Source organism: Pseudomonas sp. 18-147, assembly GCF_051048045.1.
Classification (GTDB): domain Bacteria; phylum Pseudomonadota; class Gammaproteobacteria; order Pseudomonadales; family Pseudomonadaceae; genus Pseudomonas; species Pseudomonas aeruginosa.
Genome location: NZ_CP182296.1, coordinates 4,303,590 through 4,320,557 on the forward strand (window position 1 = coordinate 4,303,590; position 16,968 = coordinate 4,320,557).

Genomic DNA, 16,968 nt, shown 5'->3' on the forward strand with positions numbered 1-16,968 from the left:
GCCGCGGGTTGGGTCTTCCATCGGTTCATCCCCACACCCGTGGGGAACACACCCAGCCAAGGGTTTCGGCGTGAACGCGCAGCGGTTCATCCCCACACCCGTGGGGAACACCCGACGTAGGGGTTCGGGGTGTTGTCCGCGAGCGGTTCATCCCCACACCCGTGGGGAACACTCGACGCGCAGCTGGGGCTCTTCCTTGATGGCCGGTTCATCCCCACACCCGTGGGGAACACATCATGTTGCGCGGGATGTTCTTCTCGTTGAGCGGTTCATCCCCACACCCGTGGGGAACACAGGTCCATGCGGTGCGGCCATTCGATGATCGCCGGTTCATCCCCACACCCGTGGGGAACACGACTTGGCGCCGATCATGGCCTCCAACTCCTCCGGTTCATCCCCACACCCGTGGGGAACACTCTACATGGAGGGCCGCTGAAGCTCGTAAACACGGTTCATCCCCACACCCGTGGGGAACACATGAGAGTAGAGGCGGCGCTAGCCTGAGCAGCCGGTTCATCCCCACACCCGTGGGGAACACGTAGTCCTGGCCACGCGGGCAATCGCGGCGGACGGTTCATCCCCACACCCGTGGGGAACACCCTTACCGTATCCCATTGTTTTAAAAAAAGAAAAACAACAGCAAAATTCCACCGGGCCAAGCGGCCCTCGCGCCGCTCCTGGAAATGAGGGCCGTACTCATCCCACAGCCTAATCCGGCAGCTCCCTCGGGACCAGTCGAAACCTACCCGCATCGGGATCCCGCGGTCCCCCAAGCTGATTGAACGCAAGCGCACCCACCGCCCTCCTATATTCCATACGACCCACCACCTCAACCGGAACCGAGCAAGACTCCGCAGACATGGCACAGCCTTTCACCATCGAACCGGACCCGAACACCCTCGACCATCCACCGGCCTTCCTGGCCAACGGAGGAGCGGTCGGGAAACTGTTGCTCAGCCTCGACGCGGCCAGTTCGCCCCTCGGCCCGCCGGACGCCTGGTCGGCGAGCCTGAAGACAACGATGGCCACGCTGCTGCCGGCCAAGGCGCAGATCGTGCTGTTCTGGGGCGCGGAATTCGTCGCCCTGTACAACGATGCCTACGCGCCGAGCATCGGCGACAAGCATCCGCGCGCCCTCGGCCGGCCGGCGATAGAGAACTGGCGGGAGCTGTGGGATGACCTCGAACCGCTGCTGCGCGGGGTGTACGAGACCGGTGAAACCTTCGCGGCAAAGGATCGGCCCTTCTACATCGAACGCCATGGACGCGGCGAGACGGTCTATTTCGACGTGTCCTATTCGGCGGTGCGGGAAACCGACGGTTCCGTCGGCGGCGTGCTGTGCATCGTCACCGAGACCACCGAGCGGGTGCGTTTCGAACGCCGCCAGGCGTTCCTCCTGGAACTGGGCCAGACCCTGCCGTCCCTGGCCGATCCCCTGGAGATCGAAGCCACCGCCCTGCGCCGGCTCGGCGAGGAGCTGGGCGCGTCGCGGATATTCTTCGGCGAGGACAACGGCGACGGCATGACCTTCCAGGTTCATCGCGACTATCTCCACGACGGCCGCTCGGCGGTCGGTCGGCATCGCTACCTGTCGTTCGGCGCCACCCTGTCCGGCGAACTGCATGCCGGACGCAGCGTGGCGCGGGAAGACCTCGCCGGGGAGCGCGGCATGAGTCTCGACGAGGCGGCGAGCCGCGCGCGCCTGGGGCTGGGCGCCACGCTGCACGTCCCGGTGCTGCGCCACGGCCGGCTGGAGGCGCTGCTGGCGATCCACTTCGCCCATCCGCAGGCGCTCGGCGAAGATCCGCGCCGCCTGGCGGAGGAAGCCGCCAAGCTGGCCTGGACCTCGCTCACCCATGCCCGCGCGGAGCTGGCGCTGCGCACCAGTTCCGCGCAACTGGCGGCGATGTTCGACCAGGCCAGCGCGGGCATCGCGGTATGCGACCGGAACTGGCGCTTCACCCGGGTCAACGATCGCTACTGCGAGATCGCCGGCCGTTCGCGCGAGACCCTGCTCGGCCTGCGCATGCAGGACATCCTCGACCCCGCCGACTTCGCCCTCCCCGCGGCGCCAGGCGGAGCGACCGGCGCGGCGTTCGAGATGAGCGGCCGCTACGTTCGCCCCGACGGCGATACGGTGTGGGTGCAGAACCAGGTCACGCCGCTGGTGGACGAGCAGCATGCCGCCAGCGGCCTGCTCTGCGTGTGCATGGACATCAGCGCGCGGGTACGCGCCGAGAACGAGCTGCGCGAACTCAACGAAAGCCTGGAAGAACGTGTCGCGACCATGCTCGCCCAGCGCGAAAGCGCCCTGGCGCAGCTTCACGAGGCACGCAAGATGGAGATGGTCGGCCAGTTGACCGGCGGCATCGCCCATGACTTCAACAACCTGCTGACGCCGATCATGGCCTCGCTGGAACTGATCCGCCGGCGGCTCGACGACGCCCGCTCCACCGACCTCATCGACGGAGCGCTACAGTCCGCCGAACGGGCGCGGAACCTCGTCGGTCGCCTGCTCACCTTCGCCCGCCGGCAAACCCTCAAGCCGCAGGCGGTGGCCCTGCGCGAGCTGGTCGAAGGCATGCACGACCTGATCGAGCGCTCGCTCGGCCCGACCATCGAGGTCCGCATCGAGATCCCGGAACGCCTGCCGGCGGTGGTGGTGGATCCGCACCAGTTCGAACTGGCCATCCTCAACCTCGCGGTGAACGCCCGCGACGCCATGGGCGAAGGCGGCCGCCTGGAAATAGGCGCGCGGACCGACCTGGTGATCGACGGCGCAGTGGACGGTCTCGGCGCCGGCCGCTACGTGTGCCTGGAAGTCGCCGACAACGGCGGAGGCATGCCCGCCGAGGTGCTGGCCCGCTGCATGGAGCCGTTCTTTTCCACCAAGGGCGTGGGCAAGGGCACCGGCCTTGGCCTGTCGATGGTCCAGGGCCTGGTCGCCCAGTCCGGCGGCGGCCTGGGCATCCACTCGGAGATCGGCAAGGGGACCCGGGTGAGCATCTGGCTGCCGATCACCGCGGAGCAGACGCAATCCACCGCAGAAAGCTGCCCGGACGCACCGGAAGCGTTGCGGCCGACCCACGTGCTGCTGGTCGACGACGACAGGATGGTGCGCTACACCACCGCGCTGCTGCTCGGCGATCTCGGCTACCAGGTCAGCGAGGCGGCGTCGGCGGAGGAAGCCCTGGGCGAGGTCGAGCGCGGCCTGGCGCCCGACCTGCTGGTCACCGACCATCTCATGGCCGACAAGACCGGCGTGCAGCTTGCCGAGGAACTGCGCCAGCGCTTCCCGCAATTGCCGGTGCTGGTCATCACCGGCTACGCCAACCTCAGGCCCGAGCAACTCAACGGCTTCGAGGTGTTGACCAAGCCGTTCCGCCACAACGAACTCGCCGAACGCCTCGCCCGGCTGCTGGAAGCCTCGCCGTGAGGCCCCGGGCCGGCGGAACGCCTCAGCGCACGCGCTCGCGGCTCTTCACCGCCAGGTCCAGGGCTTTCTGCATGTCCAGCCGCGCCGAGCGGCCGACGTCGCGGTGGTCCAGGCGGTAGCCGCGCTCCGAGGGCAGGATCGGTGCGGTGAGGTCCTCGGCATCGGCCGGCTCGAAATCGTAGTCGCCGCCGATGGTCATGGCGCTGCGCCGGAGCAGCATGCGGATCTCCTCGGGTCGCAGCCGCGGGTTGAGGGAAAGCATGGCGGCGACCGTGCCGGCGACCATCGGCGTGGCATAGGAGGTGCCGCAGTGCACCTCGCCCCGCGCGTCCCGCTCCAGGGTCGAGGCATGGGTACAGGCGGCGGCGGTGACATCCACCCGCATGTCGACGTTCGAGGTGCTGCGCTTGACCGCGTAGGCCGGGTCGTCCACCGCCAGGCCTTGGCGCTCGCTGCGCTGGTGGCCGCCCACCACCAGCAACTGCTCGGTGACGAAGGAGGACGGCAGGCGGTATTCGTCGGTACCGGAGTAGGACGAGCCGTTGCCGGCGGAGTTGACCACCAGCACGTCCGGATGCTCCTTGCGCAGCCAGAGGAAGAACTCCTCGAGCAACTCCTCGTAGCCGCTCATGGCAATCCCCGAGCGCACCAGCGAATCCACCTCGTCGCCATCGACGTCGCGAGCGCCGACGCGGTGGATGCCCCAGCTCCAGTTGAGCACCCGCACGCCATCCTCCACCAGGTTCACCGAGGCGGCGACGTTGGCCGTGATGCCAGCATCCGAATTGCGCTCGACGATCACTTCGAAACCCTGGCTGGCGCGGTCCAACCCACGCAGGAAACCACTGTTGCCGCCCTGGTCCCAGCGCGCGGCGAGGATGCCGGCGACCGTCGAACCGTGGTTGTCGGGACGTTCGGCATCGCGCGCGTAGAGGCAGGTACGCGGTGCGGGCGCCTTGCAGGGGCCGAGGTAGTCGGCGAAGTCGGGAGCGTCGAAGTCGACGTCGCGCTCGATCACCCCGATGCGCACCGGGCGGGTTTCCAGCGGCGCCTGGCGGGCGCGGACCCGACGCTGGTAATAGTTCACCGCGTCCATGAAACGATTGGCCGCCCACTCGTCGGAGTCGCTGTCCGGCTTGTCCACGGGCCGGCGCGCCGCCTCGGTTTCCTCGCCCTTCTCCGGCGCGGACTCCTCCACCACCACGGCGTCCACGCTGGTCTCGCTGCCGATGCGGAGGACCAGCGCGTCGCGCTGGACGAGGTCGCGCGCCGGCAGGCGCAACTGGTAGAGGTTCAACGGCGGGATCGCGCCGACCACCCGCGCGCCATATTTATCGGCCAGGCGTTCGGCCTCCCGGCGACCGTCGTGGTTCTCCTCGATCAACAGGCTGACCAGGTCGACGTAGGTGGTCAGGCCATCCATGTTCTTCGCCACCTCGTCGGGACCGGCGGCGAGCACATGACTGCCGTTCAGGGTCAGCCATACCGGATTGCTGCTGCGCCCGCCCTGCTCCAGCCAAAGCGGACCGCTGGCGTGGCCACGGCGGTCCAGGCGGAGCCGCAGGCCGTCGCCCTCGCGCCGCAGGGCGGTGGCCGGCAGTTCGCGGCCGTCCAGCAACAGGCGCGGCAGGCCGGCGCCCAGGCCGCGCACGCGCAGGCACCACTCCTGCCGCTCGCTGGCCAGGAGATCGCCGCAGCGCTCCAGGCGCTCCAGGCGCAGGGGTGTTTCGGCGGCGACCAAAGGACTGCCCAGGGACGCGAAAAGGATGGCGAAAACGGCACGGCGCAGCGGCATGGACTCAGCTTCCGGAACGGGGACCTGTTGTTCCGACCGCCTGGCGAAACGCTTCGTTCAGGTTGAAGGCGGGCGCAGGCTAGCCCGCCAGTTGCTCCAGCGCTCGCCGGGTGACGCCATCGATATAGCCCGGCTCGCCATAGATGCGCGCCAGCAGGATGGCGCCTTCGAAATCGGCCACCAGTTGCCGGCCGCGCTCCAGCGCCTGCGCCTCGTCGAAGGCCGGGCGGTAGAGCTGGGCGAAGGCTTGCGCCCAGTCGTCGAGGAAACTGCGGATCGGCGCCATCAGCTCGCTGCGACCATAGCTGGCGTCGACCGCGACCACGCCCATCAGGCAGCCGATGCTGTCGTCCTGGAACAACCGGGCGGCCTTGCGGCCGAGTTTTTCCAGGCGCTCGCGGGGCGTCAGCAGCGGGTCGTAGGCGATGCTGAAGAGCGTCTCGGCGAGCCGCTGGTGGGTCCATTCGAGAACGTCGCGGAGCAAGGCTTCCTTGTTCGGGTAGTGGTGGTAGAACGAGGCCTTGGTCAAGCCGCAGGCGCTGGACAGCATTTCCATGGTGGTGCCGTGGTAGCCGTAGCGACGGAAGGTGCCGGCGCAGCGCTGGAGAAGCTCGTCGCGGGAGATTTTCAACGGACGCACGCAAGGTTCCTGCTCTCGATCAAAGGCGTTGATTCTATGCCATAAGCCTTGGCGCCTCAATTTGACGGTTACCGAATGTTTGTTTAGTTTTTACAAACCGAATGCTCGGTAGGTAACTAGAAGAAGTTTCCGCTCCACCAACCCAAGCACAGGAGAGAGGCATCATGAGCGAAGCCAACAGCGGCCCGGGCCGCGTCACCCGAGAGCAGCGCGGTCATCTGTTTCTCATCGGCCTGGACCGCGCGGGCAAGCGCAACGCCTTCGACAGCGCAATGCTGGCGGACCTGGCGCTGGCCATGGGTGAATACGAGCGCAGCGAGGAATCCCGCTGTGCCGTGCTCTTCGCCCATGGCGAGCACTTCACCGCAGGGCTCGACCTGATGGAACTGGCATCGAAGCTCGCCGCCAGCGGTTTCCGCTATCCGGACGGCGGCGTCGATCCCTGGGGCGTGCTCCAGCCGCGTCGGAGCAAGCCGCTGGTGGTCGCGGTGCAAGGCACCTGCTGGACCGCCGGGATAGAGCTAATGCTCAATGCCGACATCGCGGTGGCCGCGCGCGGCACGCGCTTCGCCCATCTGGAGGTGCTACGCGGCATCCCGCCGCTGGGCGGATCCACCGTGCGCTTCCCGCGCGCGGCGGGCTGGACCGACGCCATGCGCTACATCCTCACCGGCGATGAGTTCGATGCCGACGAAGCCCTGCGCATGCGCCTGCTCACCGAGGTGGTGGAACCCGGCGAGGAACTGGCACGGGCCCTCGAATACGCCGAGCGGATCGCCCGGGCCGCGCCGCTGGCGGTGCGCGCCGCGCTGCAATCGGCGTTCCAGGGGCGCGACGAGGGGGACGATGCGGCGCTGTCGCGGGTCAACGAGTCGCTGGCCGCGTTGATCGGCAGCGAGGACGTCCGCGAGGGCGTGCTGGCGATGGTGCAAAAGCGCGCGCCGGCGTTCAAAGGCCGCTAGCTCCCCTGCGGGTCGACCCCCGGTCGCTCCGCTCCATCTCTCCTGCGGAAACCGACATGACTTCGTTGACTCAACATTCCGCAGCGCCGGTGCGGATGGAACGCCTGGCCCTGCCCGCGACCGACGGCTATCCGCTGTCCGCCTACCGCTACCACGCGCCGGGCCACGCCCATGGCAACCTGCTGGTGGCCGGCGCGACGGGCGTCGCCCAGCGCTTCTACCGGCGTTTCGCCGAACACGCCGCGCGCCAGGGCTTCGACGTACTCACCCTGGACTATCGCGGCATCGGCGAATCCGCGCCGGCAAGCCTGAAGGGCTTCGCCATGTCCTACCTGGACTGGGCCTACCGGGACCTCGCCGCCGCCGTCGAGCTGCTCGGCCGGGAGGAGCGGCCGCTGTACTGGATCGGCCACTCCTTCGGCGGCCACGCCATCGGCCTGCTGCCCGACCATGGGCGGCTCGCCGCCTGCTACAGCTTCGGCAGCGGCGCCGGCTGGAGCGGCTGGATGTCGCGCCGCGAAGCGCTCAAGGTGCGCCTGCTGTGGACCCTGGTGCTGCCGCCGCTGGTGGCCTGGAAAGGCTACATGGCCTGGAGCCTGCTGGGCATGGGCGACGACCTGCCGCTGGGGGTCTACCGCGACTGGAAGCGCTGGTGCCGCCATCCCCGCTACTATTTCGACGACCCGGCGATGCGCCACCTCCACCAGCGCTACGCCGCAGTGCGCACGCCCTGTCTGTTCGCCACCGCCCTGGACGATCCCTGGGCACCGCCGCGCTCGCGGGACGCCTTCGTCGAGGCCTACCGCAACGCACCGCTGGAAACCCTCGACCTGCGACCCGACGGTGGACCGCTCGGACACATGGGCTACTTCCGCGCCGGTGCAGAGGCGCTGTGGGACGACGCCCTGCGCTGGCTGAGACGGCATCCGGAGAACGCCTGAAAGACCAGCGAGCGCGCGCCATGCACCCGTTGCCGTTGTCCCTTCGCCTGTTCGCCGTCGCATTCTGGCTGGGCGTGGTCGCCGTGGAGTTCCTTCTCGAACGCAGCCGCGCCGAAAGCCGCGACCGGGGTTTCGCCGGGAGACCGCCACCAAGGCCGACAGCTTTGCCGGGGTGAACCGCTACTCCCGGCAGATCGCCCGCATCTCCCTGCTGGCCATCCCGGCCGGGCTGCTGGCCCTGGGCTGCGGCCCGTACCTGATGCGACAACGCTGAAAAATCCGCCGACTGTCCATTTCGCGACGATGACTGGCGCTTTTGCCGGCGCAGGCCGCCTGCGCCTGCCTTACCGTTCCCCGCTCTTTCAGACACGGGAGCAGGGCAATGCCGCTTGCCAGTCATCTGCGTTGCGTGGCGCTGGCGCTGGGGATCTCCACCGCGCTGGGCTGCGCGAACCGCAACCAACCCGCGCCACGCGCGGAAAGCCTCGACCCTGGCCTGTCGAGGGTGGCGGGAACCCGCGGCGACGCGCTGCCCGCCCAGTGGTGGACGCTCTACCAGGACCCTGGGCTGAACCACCTGGTGGCCGCCGCGCTGCGCCACAACCGCGACCTGGCCGCAGCCGATGCCCATGCCCGCGCGCTCCTCGGTCATCTGCGCGGCGCACAGGGCGAACGCTGGCCACGGACCGAGGTCGGCTATGGCTACCAGTATGGGCGCGACGGCGACGACCAGACCCTCGCCGAAGCCACCGACGAGGACCTGCGCAGCCAGTGGAAACACACCGCCCGCCTCGACCTGTCCTACCAGTTGGACCTGTGGGGCGAAGTCCGCGCCCGCATCGCCGCGGCGAAGGCGGATGCCGAAGCGGCGCAAGCGGCGCGCGACCTGCTCAGGGTCAGCGTGGCCAGCCAGACCACCCTCGCCTACGTCCGCGCCTGCGCCCTGGCGCGACGGGCAGAGGTACAACGCCGATCGGTCGGTCTACTCGACGCGAGCCTGGCGCTGAGCGAACGCCAGCTCGCCGCCGGCCTTTCCAGCGAGCTGCAGCGACGCCGGCTGCTGGCCTTGCGCGAGCGGACCCGCGCCGCGCTGCCGATGCTCGAGGCGCGGCGGCGCGCGGCACTCTACGAACTGGCGCTGCTCAGCGGGCGCTCGCCGCGCCAGTTGGACGCTCCTGCCGCGACCTGCGCCGGCATACCGCAACTGCGCCGTGCCCTGCCCACCGGCGACGGCTGGAGCCTGCTGGCGCGCCGCCCGGACGTCCGCGCGGCCGAGCGCCGGCTCGCCGCCGCCGACGCCCGGCGCGCGCTGGCCAAAGCCGAGCTGTACCCGCGCATCAGCTTCGCCGTCGGCGCCGAAACCTCCGCAGTGACCCTCGCCGGCCTCGGCGGCAGCGGCGCGCTGGCCTACGCGGCCGGCCCGCTGCTGAGCTGGCGCTTCCCCAACCGGGAAAGCGCGCGAGGCCGCCTGGACAGCGCAGCGGCAGAGCGCGACGCCGCCCTGGCGCGCTTCGACGGAGCGGTGCTCGGCGCCCTGCGCGAGGTCGAGCGTGCCCTGGCGCTGTATGCCGGCGAGCGCCAGCGGCGTGCCGACCTCCAGCGTGCCCTCGACGAGCAGCGCCACGCCTACCGGTTGGCGCGCAGCAACTATCGCGCCGGCGCCCTCGATGCCCTCGAGCTGCTCGACAGCCAACGCAGCCTGGTCGCCGACCGGGCGCGCCTGGTCGACGCCGAGATGCGCGTCGCCGAGCGCCAGGTCGAACTGTTCCGGGCTCTCGGCGGCGGCTGGCAAGCCGCTCCCAGCCCCTCCCACCAGGAAAACGGACAATGAACCAGGCAATCAGGGAACCCATCGAACACACCACTGGCGAAACCATGCCAGCAGCCACGCGCCGGCGCCGAACCTGGCTGCTGAGCGGCCTCGCCGGCGCCATCGCGCTCGCCGCCCTGCTGGCCTGGTGGTGGAGCAGCGGACGCTTCCTGGAGGGCACCGACGATGCCTATGTACGCGCCGACTGGGTGGCGGTCAGCGCGCAGGTCTCCGGCTACGTCGCCGAGGTGCTGGTGGCCGACGACGCCGACGTCCAGGCCGGCGACCTGCTGCTGCGCCTGGACCCGCGCGACTTCCGCCAGCGCCTGCGCGCCGCCGAGGCCCGCGAAGCGGCGGCGCAGGCGGCGCTGGAAGCCCAGCGCGCGAAGCTGGAGACCCTCGATCGGCAACTGCTGGAGCAGGCGCAGACGATCAGCCGCGCCCGCGCCGATGGCGAAGCGGCGCGAGCCGAATGGCGCCGCGCCGAGACCGACTGGCGACGCTACCGGCAATTGGCCGACGAGCATGCCACCAGTCGCCAGCGCCTGGAGAACGCCGACGCGGCGCACCAGCGAGCGCGGGCGGCGGCGCGGCGGGCAAGCGCCGAGGAAGGCCGCCAGCGCGCCGCCAAGGACGTACTGAAGAGCCGGCGACGCGAGGCGGAGGCGGCGCTCGCCCAGCGCCAGGCGGAGCTGCAGGAAGCCGCGGCGGCGCGCGAACTGGCGCGCCACGCCCTGGACGATACCGAAATCCGCGCCCCATTCGCCGGCCGCGTCGGCCAGCGCAAGGTGCGCCTGCGCCAGTACGTCACGCCGGGGCTGCCGCTGCTGGCGGTGGTGCCGCTGGAGCAGGCCTACGTGGTGGCCAACTACAAGGAGACCCAGCTCGAACGCATCCGTCCCGGGCAACCGGTAGAGCTGGAGGTGGACACGTTCGGCCGCCGCTGGCGCGGCCGCGTCGACAGCGTGGCGCCGGCCTCCGGCGCGGTATTCGCGCTGCTGCCGCCGGACAACGCCACCGGCAACTTCACCAAGATCGTCCAGCGCTTCCCGGTGCGTATCCGCCTGGACGCCGACGCCGCCGAGCGGGGCCGGCTGCTTCCGGGGATGTCGGTGATCGCCACCGTGGACACTCGCGAACCGGACGGAGCCTCCGCCGATGAGCGCTGACGACAAGGTATCGCTGCGTGCCTGGGTCGCCGTCACCGGCGGCCTGTTCGGCTGCTTCATGGCCGGCATGAACGTGCACGTCACCAGCGCGGCGCTGCCGGAGATAGAAGGCGCGCTGGGAGCCACCTTCGAGGAGGGCTCGTGGATCTCCACCGCCTATCTGGTCGCGGAAATCAGTATGATCCCGCTTACCGCCTGGCTGGTGGAAGTGTTCTCCTTGCGCCGGGTGATGCTCCTCGGCTCGCTGGTGTTCCTGCTCAGTTCGCTGAGCTGCGCGCTGGCGCCGAACCTGTCGACGCTGATCCTGATCCGGGTGATCCAGGGGGCTTCGGGGGCGGTGCTGATCCCGCTGTCGATGCAACTGATCCTCACCGAGCTGCCGTCCAGCCGGATACCCCTCGGCATGGCGCTGTTCAGCCTTTCCAACAGTGTGGCCCAGGCCGCCGGCCCGTCGATCGGCGGCTGGCTGGCGGATGCCTATTCCTGGCGCTGGATCTTTCTCCTGCAACTGTTGCCGGGGATCGCCCTGCTGGCCGCGGTGGCCTGGTCGATCCGCCCCCGCGACGGCGACCGCGAACGCCTGCGCCAGGCCGACTGGCTCGGCATCGGCGCGATGGTCGCCGGCCTCGGCGCGCTGCAGATCGTGCTGGAGGAAGGTGGCCGCCGCGACTGGTTCGAGTCCGGCTTCATCCGCACCTTCGCCGTCCTCGCCGTGCTCGCCCTGCTGCTCTTCGTACAGCGCCAACTGTGGGGCGCGCGGCCGTTCATCAACCTGCGCCTGCTGGGCAGCTACAACTTCGGCGTGTCCAGCCTGGCGATGGCGGTGTTCGGCGCGGCGACCTTCGGCCTGGTGTTCCTGGTGCCCAACTACCTGTCCCAGTTGCAGGGTTTCAACGCCCGGCAGATCGGCGACAGCCTGATCCTCTACGGCCTCGTGCAACTGCTCCTGGCGCCGCTGCTGCCGCGCCTGATGCGCTGGCTGAACCCCAAGCTGCTGGTGGCCGGCGGCTTCGCGATCATGGCCCTGGGCTGCTGGATGGGCGCGCACCTGAACGCCGACGCGGGACGCAACGTGATCATCCCCTCCATCGTCGTGCGCGGCATCGGCCAGCCGCTGATCATGGTCGCGCTCTCGGTACTGGCGGTGAAGGGCCTGGACAAGGCCCAGGCCGGCTCGGCCTCGGCGCTGATCTCGATGCTGCGCAACCTCGGCGGCGCGATCGGCACCGCGCTGCTGACGCAACTGGTCTCGCTGCGCGAGCGCTTCCACTCCGAGCGGATCGGCGAGACCCTGACGATCTTCGACGGCGCCCTGCAGCAGCGCCTGGGCGGTGGCCAGGTGCGGATACAACTGCCGGAGCAGCAGCAGGCGCTGGCCCTGCTCGACCACGGGGTGCGCCAGCAGGCCTACCTGATGGCCTACTCCGACGCCTTCTACCTTTCCTGCGTGGCGCTCCTGGCCTGCGCCCTGGCCTCGCTGATGCTGCGCCAGAAGGACTGAACTCAGTCGCCCTCGGCCACTCCGTAGGCGGCGCCGCGGCCGAAATAGAGGCTCGGCGAAACGCCCAGGGTCCGGCGAAACATGGCGCTGAAGGCGCTCTGGCTGTCGTAGCCGAGGTCCAGTGCGACCTCGAGGATCGAGTGCCCTGCCGCCAGCGCATCGAGGCTGGCGAGCAGGCGCATGCGCCGCAGCCACTGGACGAAGCTGAGACCGGTTTCGCGCTGGAAGGCGCGGGTCAGGGTCCGTGGGCTGACGCCCAGGCGACGCGCGGCATCGCCCAGGCTCCAGTCGGCGGCCGGCTCGGCGCGCAGGCTGCGGCACAGCGCCGCCAGTCGCGGATCGACCGGCTGTGGCACGTGCAGGGCGAGGATCGGCAGCACCCGCAGTTCATCGAGGATCAGCTCCATCACCCGCTCGTCGCGGCCACCCGGCGGGTAGTCCGGGGCGATCCGCATCGCCGCGACGATCAATTGCCGCAGCAACGGCGGCACGTCCACCACCCGGCAGTCCCGCGGTAGGTCGTGGCGCGCCTGCGGGGCGATGAACAAGGTGCGCATGCGCACCTGGCCGGCGAAACGCAGGCCATGCTCGATACCGGCCGGCAACCAGACACCGCGTCCCGGCGGCACCACCCAGGTGCCCTCGGCGGTGCCGACCGTGACCACCCCGCTGAGCGCATGGATCAATTGCGCGCGCGAATGCCGGTGCAGCTCGACGCGCTCGCCGTGGAGATAATCCTGGGCATAGGCGAAGACCGGACGGGTGGAAGGCAGGTCGATCAGCATCGGGCGGGCCTTGGCGGGCAGTGGGGGCGCTGTCTTTTTACCAGCCGCGCCATGCTAACGACCAGTCCCGGCGAAGCACGCCGGCGCTCGCCGCGACGCGGCGAGCGCGCTACCCTGGCCGCCCCGGCGTGGCGCGACTACCTGGCGTATCCGCCGCGCCATCCCTCCCCAAGCACAGGAGCGAAACCAGCATGGCCTCTTACGCGGAACTGTTCGATATCGGAGAAGACTTCGCCGCCTTCGTCGGCCATGGCCTGGCCACGGAACAGGGCGCGGTCGCGCGGTTCCGGCAGAAGCTGGAAAGCGACGGGCTGCCGAGCGCGCTGACGGAACGCCTGCAACGCATCGAACGGCGCTATCGCCTGCTGGTCGCCGGGGAAATGTGGTGCCCGGACTGCCAGATCAACCTGGCCGCGCTGGACTTCGCGCAGCGCCTGCAACCGAACATCGAGCTGGCGATCATTTCCAAGGGCCGCGCCGAGGACGACCTGCGCCAGCGCCTGGCGCTGGAGCGAATCCCGATTCCGCTGGTACTGGTGCTGGACGAGGAGTTCAACCTGCTCGGACGCTTCGTCGAACGGCCGCAGGCGGTGCTCGACGGCGGTCCGCAGGCGCTTGCGGCGTACAAGGCGGGCGACTACCTGGAGCACGCCATCGGCGACGTCCTGGCGATCATCGAAGGCGCGGCGCGCTGAGACAGCGCCTGCGCCCGCTTCTCAGTGCCGCGAACAGCCCGCGCCAAGGCCTCGGTACTGCAAGCGATGTAGGCGTCCGGCGCTGTCGCGGTAGAGCATCACCAGCGGCACCACGCCACAGGTGGCCGGCACCGGCGTGACGGAAAGCACCCGCTCGATGTCCAGCGGCATGCCGTAGTCGTAGCGCTCGATCGGCGGCAACTCTTTCCCGTCGTCGTCCGCCGCCTGGACCTGGGACCAGCAGGACAGCAGCAAGGCCAGCAAGAACGAGGTTTTCATGAGGTCTTTTCTCCATGCTGCGCCCCGTCGGACGAGACGCTTTGCGAATAGGCCCGGAGCAACCAGGCGAGGTCGGTGAGGATCGCGGCCAGGCGCCACTCGCCGGCGGCCGCCAGGCGGGCGCCGGCACGGCGTGCGTGCCGCGCGGCGAGCGGCGGATCGCGATGGCGGACGGCGATGGCTCGCAGTGCGCGCTCGATCCACCGCGCCTCCGCGGCGGCCGGGTCGAGCCCGGCCAGGGCGCGCCACAGGCGCCGCGACTCGCGGCCGAGTTGCAGGGATACGAAGCCCAGGCGCAGGGCCAGCGCGCTGCGCGGATGTTCCATGCCATGCAGCGCGCCCAACTGGGCGATGCGATGCTGCTGGCGGGCCTGCCAGGCATGCGCGTCGAAACCGGCGCGACGACGCAGCAAGGCGAGGGTCTCGCGGCGCAGATGGTCGAGCAGCGACGCCGAATGCCGTTCCAGGTCCTTCGGCAGCAGGCGGTAGACCAGCAGGCTGATGCAGAGCGCCAGCACCCAGGCGCAGGACTGGTTGGCGAAGTCGCCGAAATCGAAGCGGGCGAGATTGCCGGTGGCGACCAGGGTGTTGAAGGCGATCAGGTAGGCGATTCCCTGCAACGCCCGCCTGGGCACTGTGGTGGCCTGGATACCGAACGACCAGAAGAAGGCGAGGCACAGCAGCAGCAATGGAAAGCCGTTGATCAGCGGTAGCAGAAGGAATTTGCAGAGCAATGCGGCAGGTATCGCGTAGAGCGTGCCGCGAATGAAATTGCGCGTGCCCTCGGCGGGAAAGGGCGAGGCTGCCAGCAGCGTGCAGTAGGGGCCGAGCACCGCCAGCAGGGTCGGCCCCTGGTCCCACCCGCTGAGGAACCACAGGGCGCCGCCGACCAGCATCGCCAGCCAGGCTCGCGCGCCGTTGCGCAAGGCCTCGCGGTAATGTCGATGGAAGGCCGCTGGGCGGACGTCGGCGCGGGCCCGGCCGTCGAGCCGGGCGAACCCCCGCAGGGCGGCCTGCAGGTCATCCAGTTGCTCGTCGAGACGCTCCATGAACAGCCCTTCGCGACAGGCATCCGCTTGGTCTGTCGGAAGTCCGCGCCGAATCGCCGCCAGGCGACCGCGCAAGCTCGCGAGCCGTCGCGCGGCGCCGGCGAAGTCGAGCTCGCCGCGATCCAGTTGGCCGCCCAGCAGGCGCAGGTCGTCGGCCATCGGCAGCGCCAGTCCACGCTCCGCCAAGCGCCGGGCCCAATGCGTCTCGCCGGCGAAGCGGAACTCCATCAGCGTGGAAAACAGCGCCGCCAGGCCACCGCGGATCGCCGGGAGCGCAGCGCTCAGCGCCCGCGACTCGGCGCGACCGACACCCAGCAGGTCGTCTACCGCGTAGACCTCGCCGGCCAGCGTCCGGCGACGGCGCTCCAGTTCCCCGTCAGCCGCACCGGCATGCCGCGCAGCGACCAGCGCCAGCGTCGCCGCGCAGAGCGAGACGAGACGCTGGCGCACCCGCCCGGACACGGTCCTGCGGCTGAAAAGCACGGTCACCAGGCTCAGGCAGCAGACCCCGACGATTACCGCCGAGGCGCGGGTGACGATGTGCTCGAAGGCCGCCTCGGGCTCGACCATGGCCGGTCCCAGCGCCAGGCACACGGTGTAGCCGGCGACCACCGCGGCGGTGGCGTAGAAGTGCCGGACCAGGCTCATGACGCCGACGCAGAGACCCAGCCAGAAACCCAGGGCGACGACGAACAGCAGCATCTTCTGGGTGAACAGCGCGGTCAGGACGAAGGCAGCGAGCGTGCCGACCAGGGTACCCACGGCGCGCCACCAGCCCTTGCCGACCACCGCTCCCTGCACCGGATTGATCAGCAACAGCACAGTGGACGCCGCGGAAAACGGCGAATCCAGTTGCAGGTAGAGCCCCAGGCCGAGCGCCAGAGCGGCAGCGCCGATGCTGCGCAGCACGTAGTCCAGGCTGTCGGTCCGCCAGGGCAACGGCAACGCCGCGTACCAATCGCGCCCGCCGGACGCCGACGCCGCCATCAAAGGTACTCCTGCAACCAGCGGGTCAGCCGCCAGTGCCGCGCGGTCCCCGCCTGCAGCACCTCGACACTGCCGGTCATGCCGGCGGCAAGCACCACGCCCGCCGGTACCCGGTCGAGTTCGATGCGCACCGGCACGCGCTGCGCCAGGCGTATCCAGCTGAAGTTCGGGCTGACCTGCGGCAGGCCGCTGTCGGCACGGCTTTCGTTGAGGTCGGCGACACCGCGACCGATGCTCGCGACATGGCCGTCGAGCAGCGGATCGAACCCCATCAGCTTGATCGTCGCCGGCGCGCCGACCTGTACATTGCGCAGCTTGGTTTCCTCGAAATAGCCGGTGACCCAGAAGCTTCGCCGATCGACGATGAAGATGTTGGTCCGGCCCGCCGCCGCGTAATCGCCGGGCTGCACGCGCAACTGCGTCACATAGCCGTCCACCGGCGAGCGCAACTCGCTGCGCCGCAGGTCCAGCCGCGCCTGGTCGAGCGCCGCCCCGGCGGCCTCGGCGCGGGCGCGGGCGATACGCAGGGCGCGACCGGCGTTGGCGACCTCCTCGCGCGAAACCGCGCCGGCCAACTGCATGCGTCGGCGCCATTGCTCGTCACGTTGGCGCAGGGTTTCCCGCGCCTGCTCCAGCTCCGCCTCGCGCTGGCGCACGGCCAGGCGATAGCTGCGCGGATCGATGCGGTACAGCGGATCGCCGCGGGCCACCCGCTGGTTATCTGCGACGAACACCGCCTCGACGCTGCCGGAGACTTCCGGCGCGATGCGGATCACCTGCGCGCTGACCCGCCCGTCGCGGGTCCAGGGCGCCAGCACGTAGGCTTGCCACAACTGCAACGCCAGGCACAGGGCGAGCAGGCCGCAGGCGAAGGTCGCAGCCACCTTGGAAAGACGAACGATGGACATGGGGACCTCGG

At 69.8% G+C, this 16,968-nt stretch carries 13 protein-coding genes and 1 CRISPR repeat array (1 of these 14 cut by a window edge); of the genes, 7 read left to right on the plus strand and 6 right to left on the minus strand.

What is annotated here, in order from left to right; translation table 11 throughout:
- Positions 1-599: a CRISPR direct-repeat array (repeat unit 29 nt; unit sequence CGGTTCATCCCCACACCCGTGGGGAACAC); it begins 40 nt to the left of the window's first position.
- A gap of 260 nt (positions 600-859) precedes the next feature.
- Positions 860-3,436 (plus strand): PAS domain-containing protein, encoded by a 2,577-nt coding sequence (locus ACM0M4_RS20320; protein WP_003082532.1) that lies wholly within the window; start codon positions 860-862, stop codon positions 3,434-3,436.
- Positions 3,437-3,458: 22 nt separating this feature from the next.
- Here the strand turns inward: ACM0M4_RS20320 and ACM0M4_RS20325 are convergent, their stop codons facing one another.
- Complete coding sequence (locus ACM0M4_RS20325; RefSeq protein WP_003086721.1) at positions 3,459-5,231, minus strand: S8/S53 family peptidase; 1,773 nt, start codon at positions 5,229-5,231, stop codon at positions 3,459-3,461.
- Between the two features lie 79 nt (positions 5,232-5,310).
- Positions 5,311-5,871, minus strand: a complete 561-nt coding sequence (locus ACM0M4_RS20330) for a TetR/AcrR family transcriptional regulator (protein WP_003086720.1) — start codon at positions 5,869-5,871, stop codon at positions 5,311-5,313.
- Positions 5,872-6,035: 164 nt separating this feature from the next.
- Between ACM0M4_RS20330 and ACM0M4_RS20335 the strand changes: the two genes are divergently transcribed.
- The 5 genes from ACM0M4_RS20335 to ACM0M4_RS20355 all read left to right on the plus strand — a co-directional run bounded on the left by ACM0M4_RS20335 (position 6,036) and on the right by ACM0M4_RS20355 (position 12,254).
- Positions 6,036-6,833, plus strand: coding sequence for a crotonase/enoyl-CoA hydratase family protein (locus ACM0M4_RS20335; RefSeq protein WP_054376198.1), 798 nt, complete (start codon positions 6,036-6,038; stop codon positions 6,831-6,833).
- Positions 6,834-6,889: 56 nt separating this feature from the next.
- Positions 6,890-7,774, plus strand: coding sequence for an alpha/beta hydrolase family protein (locus tag ACM0M4_RS20340; protein WP_003086717.1), 885 nt, complete (start codon positions 6,890-6,892; stop codon positions 7,772-7,774).
- A gap of 382 nt (positions 7,775-8,156) precedes the next feature.
- Positions 8,157-9,605 carry an efflux transporter outer membrane subunit gene (locus ACM0M4_RS20345; RefSeq protein WP_004348732.1) on the plus strand — a complete coding sequence of 483 codons (1,449 nt, stop codon included), beginning with the start codon at positions 8,157-8,159 and terminating at the stop codon, positions 9,603-9,605.
- Positions 9,602-10,753: an HlyD family secretion protein gene (locus ACM0M4_RS20350; RefSeq protein ID WP_023096883.1), complete on the plus strand. Its 1,152-nt coding sequence runs from the start codon at positions 9,602-9,604 to the stop codon at positions 10,751-10,753. The genes ACM0M4_RS20345 and ACM0M4_RS20350 overlap by 4 nt, the downstream gene beginning before the upstream one ends.
- Positions 10,743-12,254 carry an MDR family MFS transporter gene (locus tag ACM0M4_RS20355; RefSeq protein ID WP_003082523.1) on the plus strand — a complete coding sequence of 504 codons (1,512 nt, stop codon included), beginning with the start codon at positions 10,743-10,745 and terminating at the stop codon, positions 12,252-12,254. Before ACM0M4_RS20350 ends, ACM0M4_RS20355 begins: the two co-directional genes overlap by 11 nt.
- Positions 12,255-12,256: 2 nt before the next feature.
- On the opposite strand, the gene ACM0M4_RS20360 is transcribed toward ACM0M4_RS20355, so the two are convergent.
- Positions 12,257-13,039, minus strand: a complete 783-nt coding sequence (locus ACM0M4_RS20360) for an AraC family transcriptional regulator (RefSeq protein ID WP_003123116.1) — start codon at positions 13,037-13,039, stop codon at positions 12,257-12,259.
- Positions 13,040-13,230: 191 nt separating this feature from the next.
- Here ACM0M4_RS20360 and ACM0M4_RS20365 point away from each other — a divergent pair, with 191 nt between their 5' ends.
- On the plus strand, positions 13,231-13,734 hold the full coding sequence (locus tag ACM0M4_RS20365) for a thioredoxin family protein (protein ID WP_003123117.1): 504 nt from the start codon (positions 13,231-13,233) through the stop codon (positions 13,732-13,734).
- Between the two features lie 21 nt (positions 13,735-13,755).
- Here ACM0M4_RS20365 and ACM0M4_RS20370 read toward each other — a convergent pair whose 3' ends face one another.
- The 3 genes from ACM0M4_RS20370 to ACM0M4_RS20380 are packed head-to-tail and all read right to left on the minus strand — an operon-like array spanning position 13,756 to position 16,957.
- The gene (locus tag ACM0M4_RS20370) at positions 13,756-14,013 is read right to left on the minus strand and encodes a DUF2790 domain-containing protein (RefSeq protein WP_003107483.1); all 258 of its coding nucleotides are present in this window, start codon (positions 14,011-14,013) and stop codon (positions 13,756-13,758) included.
- Complete coding sequence (locus ACM0M4_RS20375) at positions 14,010-16,049, minus strand: FUSC family protein (protein WP_016851868.1); 2,040 nt, start codon at positions 16,047-16,049, stop codon at positions 14,010-14,012. The genes ACM0M4_RS20370 and ACM0M4_RS20375 overlap by 4 nt, the downstream gene beginning before the upstream one ends.
- Positions 16,049-16,957 carry an efflux RND transporter periplasmic adaptor subunit gene (locus ACM0M4_RS20380; RefSeq protein ID WP_003112442.1) on the minus strand — a complete coding sequence of 303 codons (909 nt, stop codon included), beginning with the start codon at positions 16,955-16,957 and terminating at the stop codon, positions 16,049-16,051. The genes ACM0M4_RS20375 and ACM0M4_RS20380 overlap by 1 nt, the downstream gene beginning before the upstream one ends.
- Positions 16,958-16,968: the final 11 nt, after the last annotated feature.

Bases quoted from the DNA above. Each gene is read 5' to 3' on its own strand.
- ACM0M4_RS20320 (WP_003082532.1), top strand. From the start codon at position 860: ATGGCACAGCCTTTCACCATCGAACCGGACCCGAACACCCTCGACCAT.
- ACM0M4_RS20325 (WP_003086721.1), bottom strand. From the start codon at position 5,231: ATGCCGCTGCGCCGTGCCGTTTTCGCCATCCTTTTCGCGTCCCTGGGC.
- ACM0M4_RS20335 (WP_054376198.1), top strand. From the start codon at position 6,036: ATGAGCGAAGCCAACAGCGGCCCGGGCCGCGTCACCCGAGAGCAGCGC.
- ACM0M4_RS20340 (WP_003086717.1), top strand. From the start codon at position 6,890: ATGACTTCGTTGACTCAACATTCCGCAGCGCCGGTGCGGATGGAACGC.
- ACM0M4_RS20345 (WP_004348732.1), top strand. From the start codon at position 8,157: ATGCCGCTTGCCAGTCATCTGCGTTGCGTGGCGCTGGCGCTGGGGATC.
- ACM0M4_RS20350 (WP_023096883.1), top strand. From the start codon at position 9,602: ATGAACCAGGCAATCAGGGAACCCATCGAACACACCACTGGCGAAACC.
- ACM0M4_RS20355 (WP_003082523.1), top strand. From the start codon at position 10,743: ATGAGCGCTGACGACAAGGTATCGCTGCGTGCCTGGGTCGCCGTCACC.
- ACM0M4_RS20360 (WP_003123116.1), bottom strand. From the start codon at position 13,039: ATGCTGATCGACCTGCCTTCCACCCGTCCGGTCTTCGCCTATGCCCAG.
- ACM0M4_RS20365 (WP_003123117.1), top strand. From the start codon at position 13,231: ATGGCCTCTTACGCGGAACTGTTCGATATCGGAGAAGACTTCGCCGCC.
- ACM0M4_RS20370 (WP_003107483.1), bottom strand. From the start codon at position 14,013: ATGAAAACCTCGTTCTTGCTGGCCTTGCTGCTGTCCTGCTGGTCCCAG.
- ACM0M4_RS20375 (WP_016851868.1), bottom strand. From the start codon at position 16,049: ATGGCGGCGTCGGCGTCCGGCGGGCGCGATTGGTACGCGGCGTTGCCG.
- ACM0M4_RS20380 (WP_003112442.1), bottom strand. From the start codon at position 16,957: ATGTCCATCGTTCGTCTTTCCAAGGTGGCTGCGACCTTCGCCTGCGGC.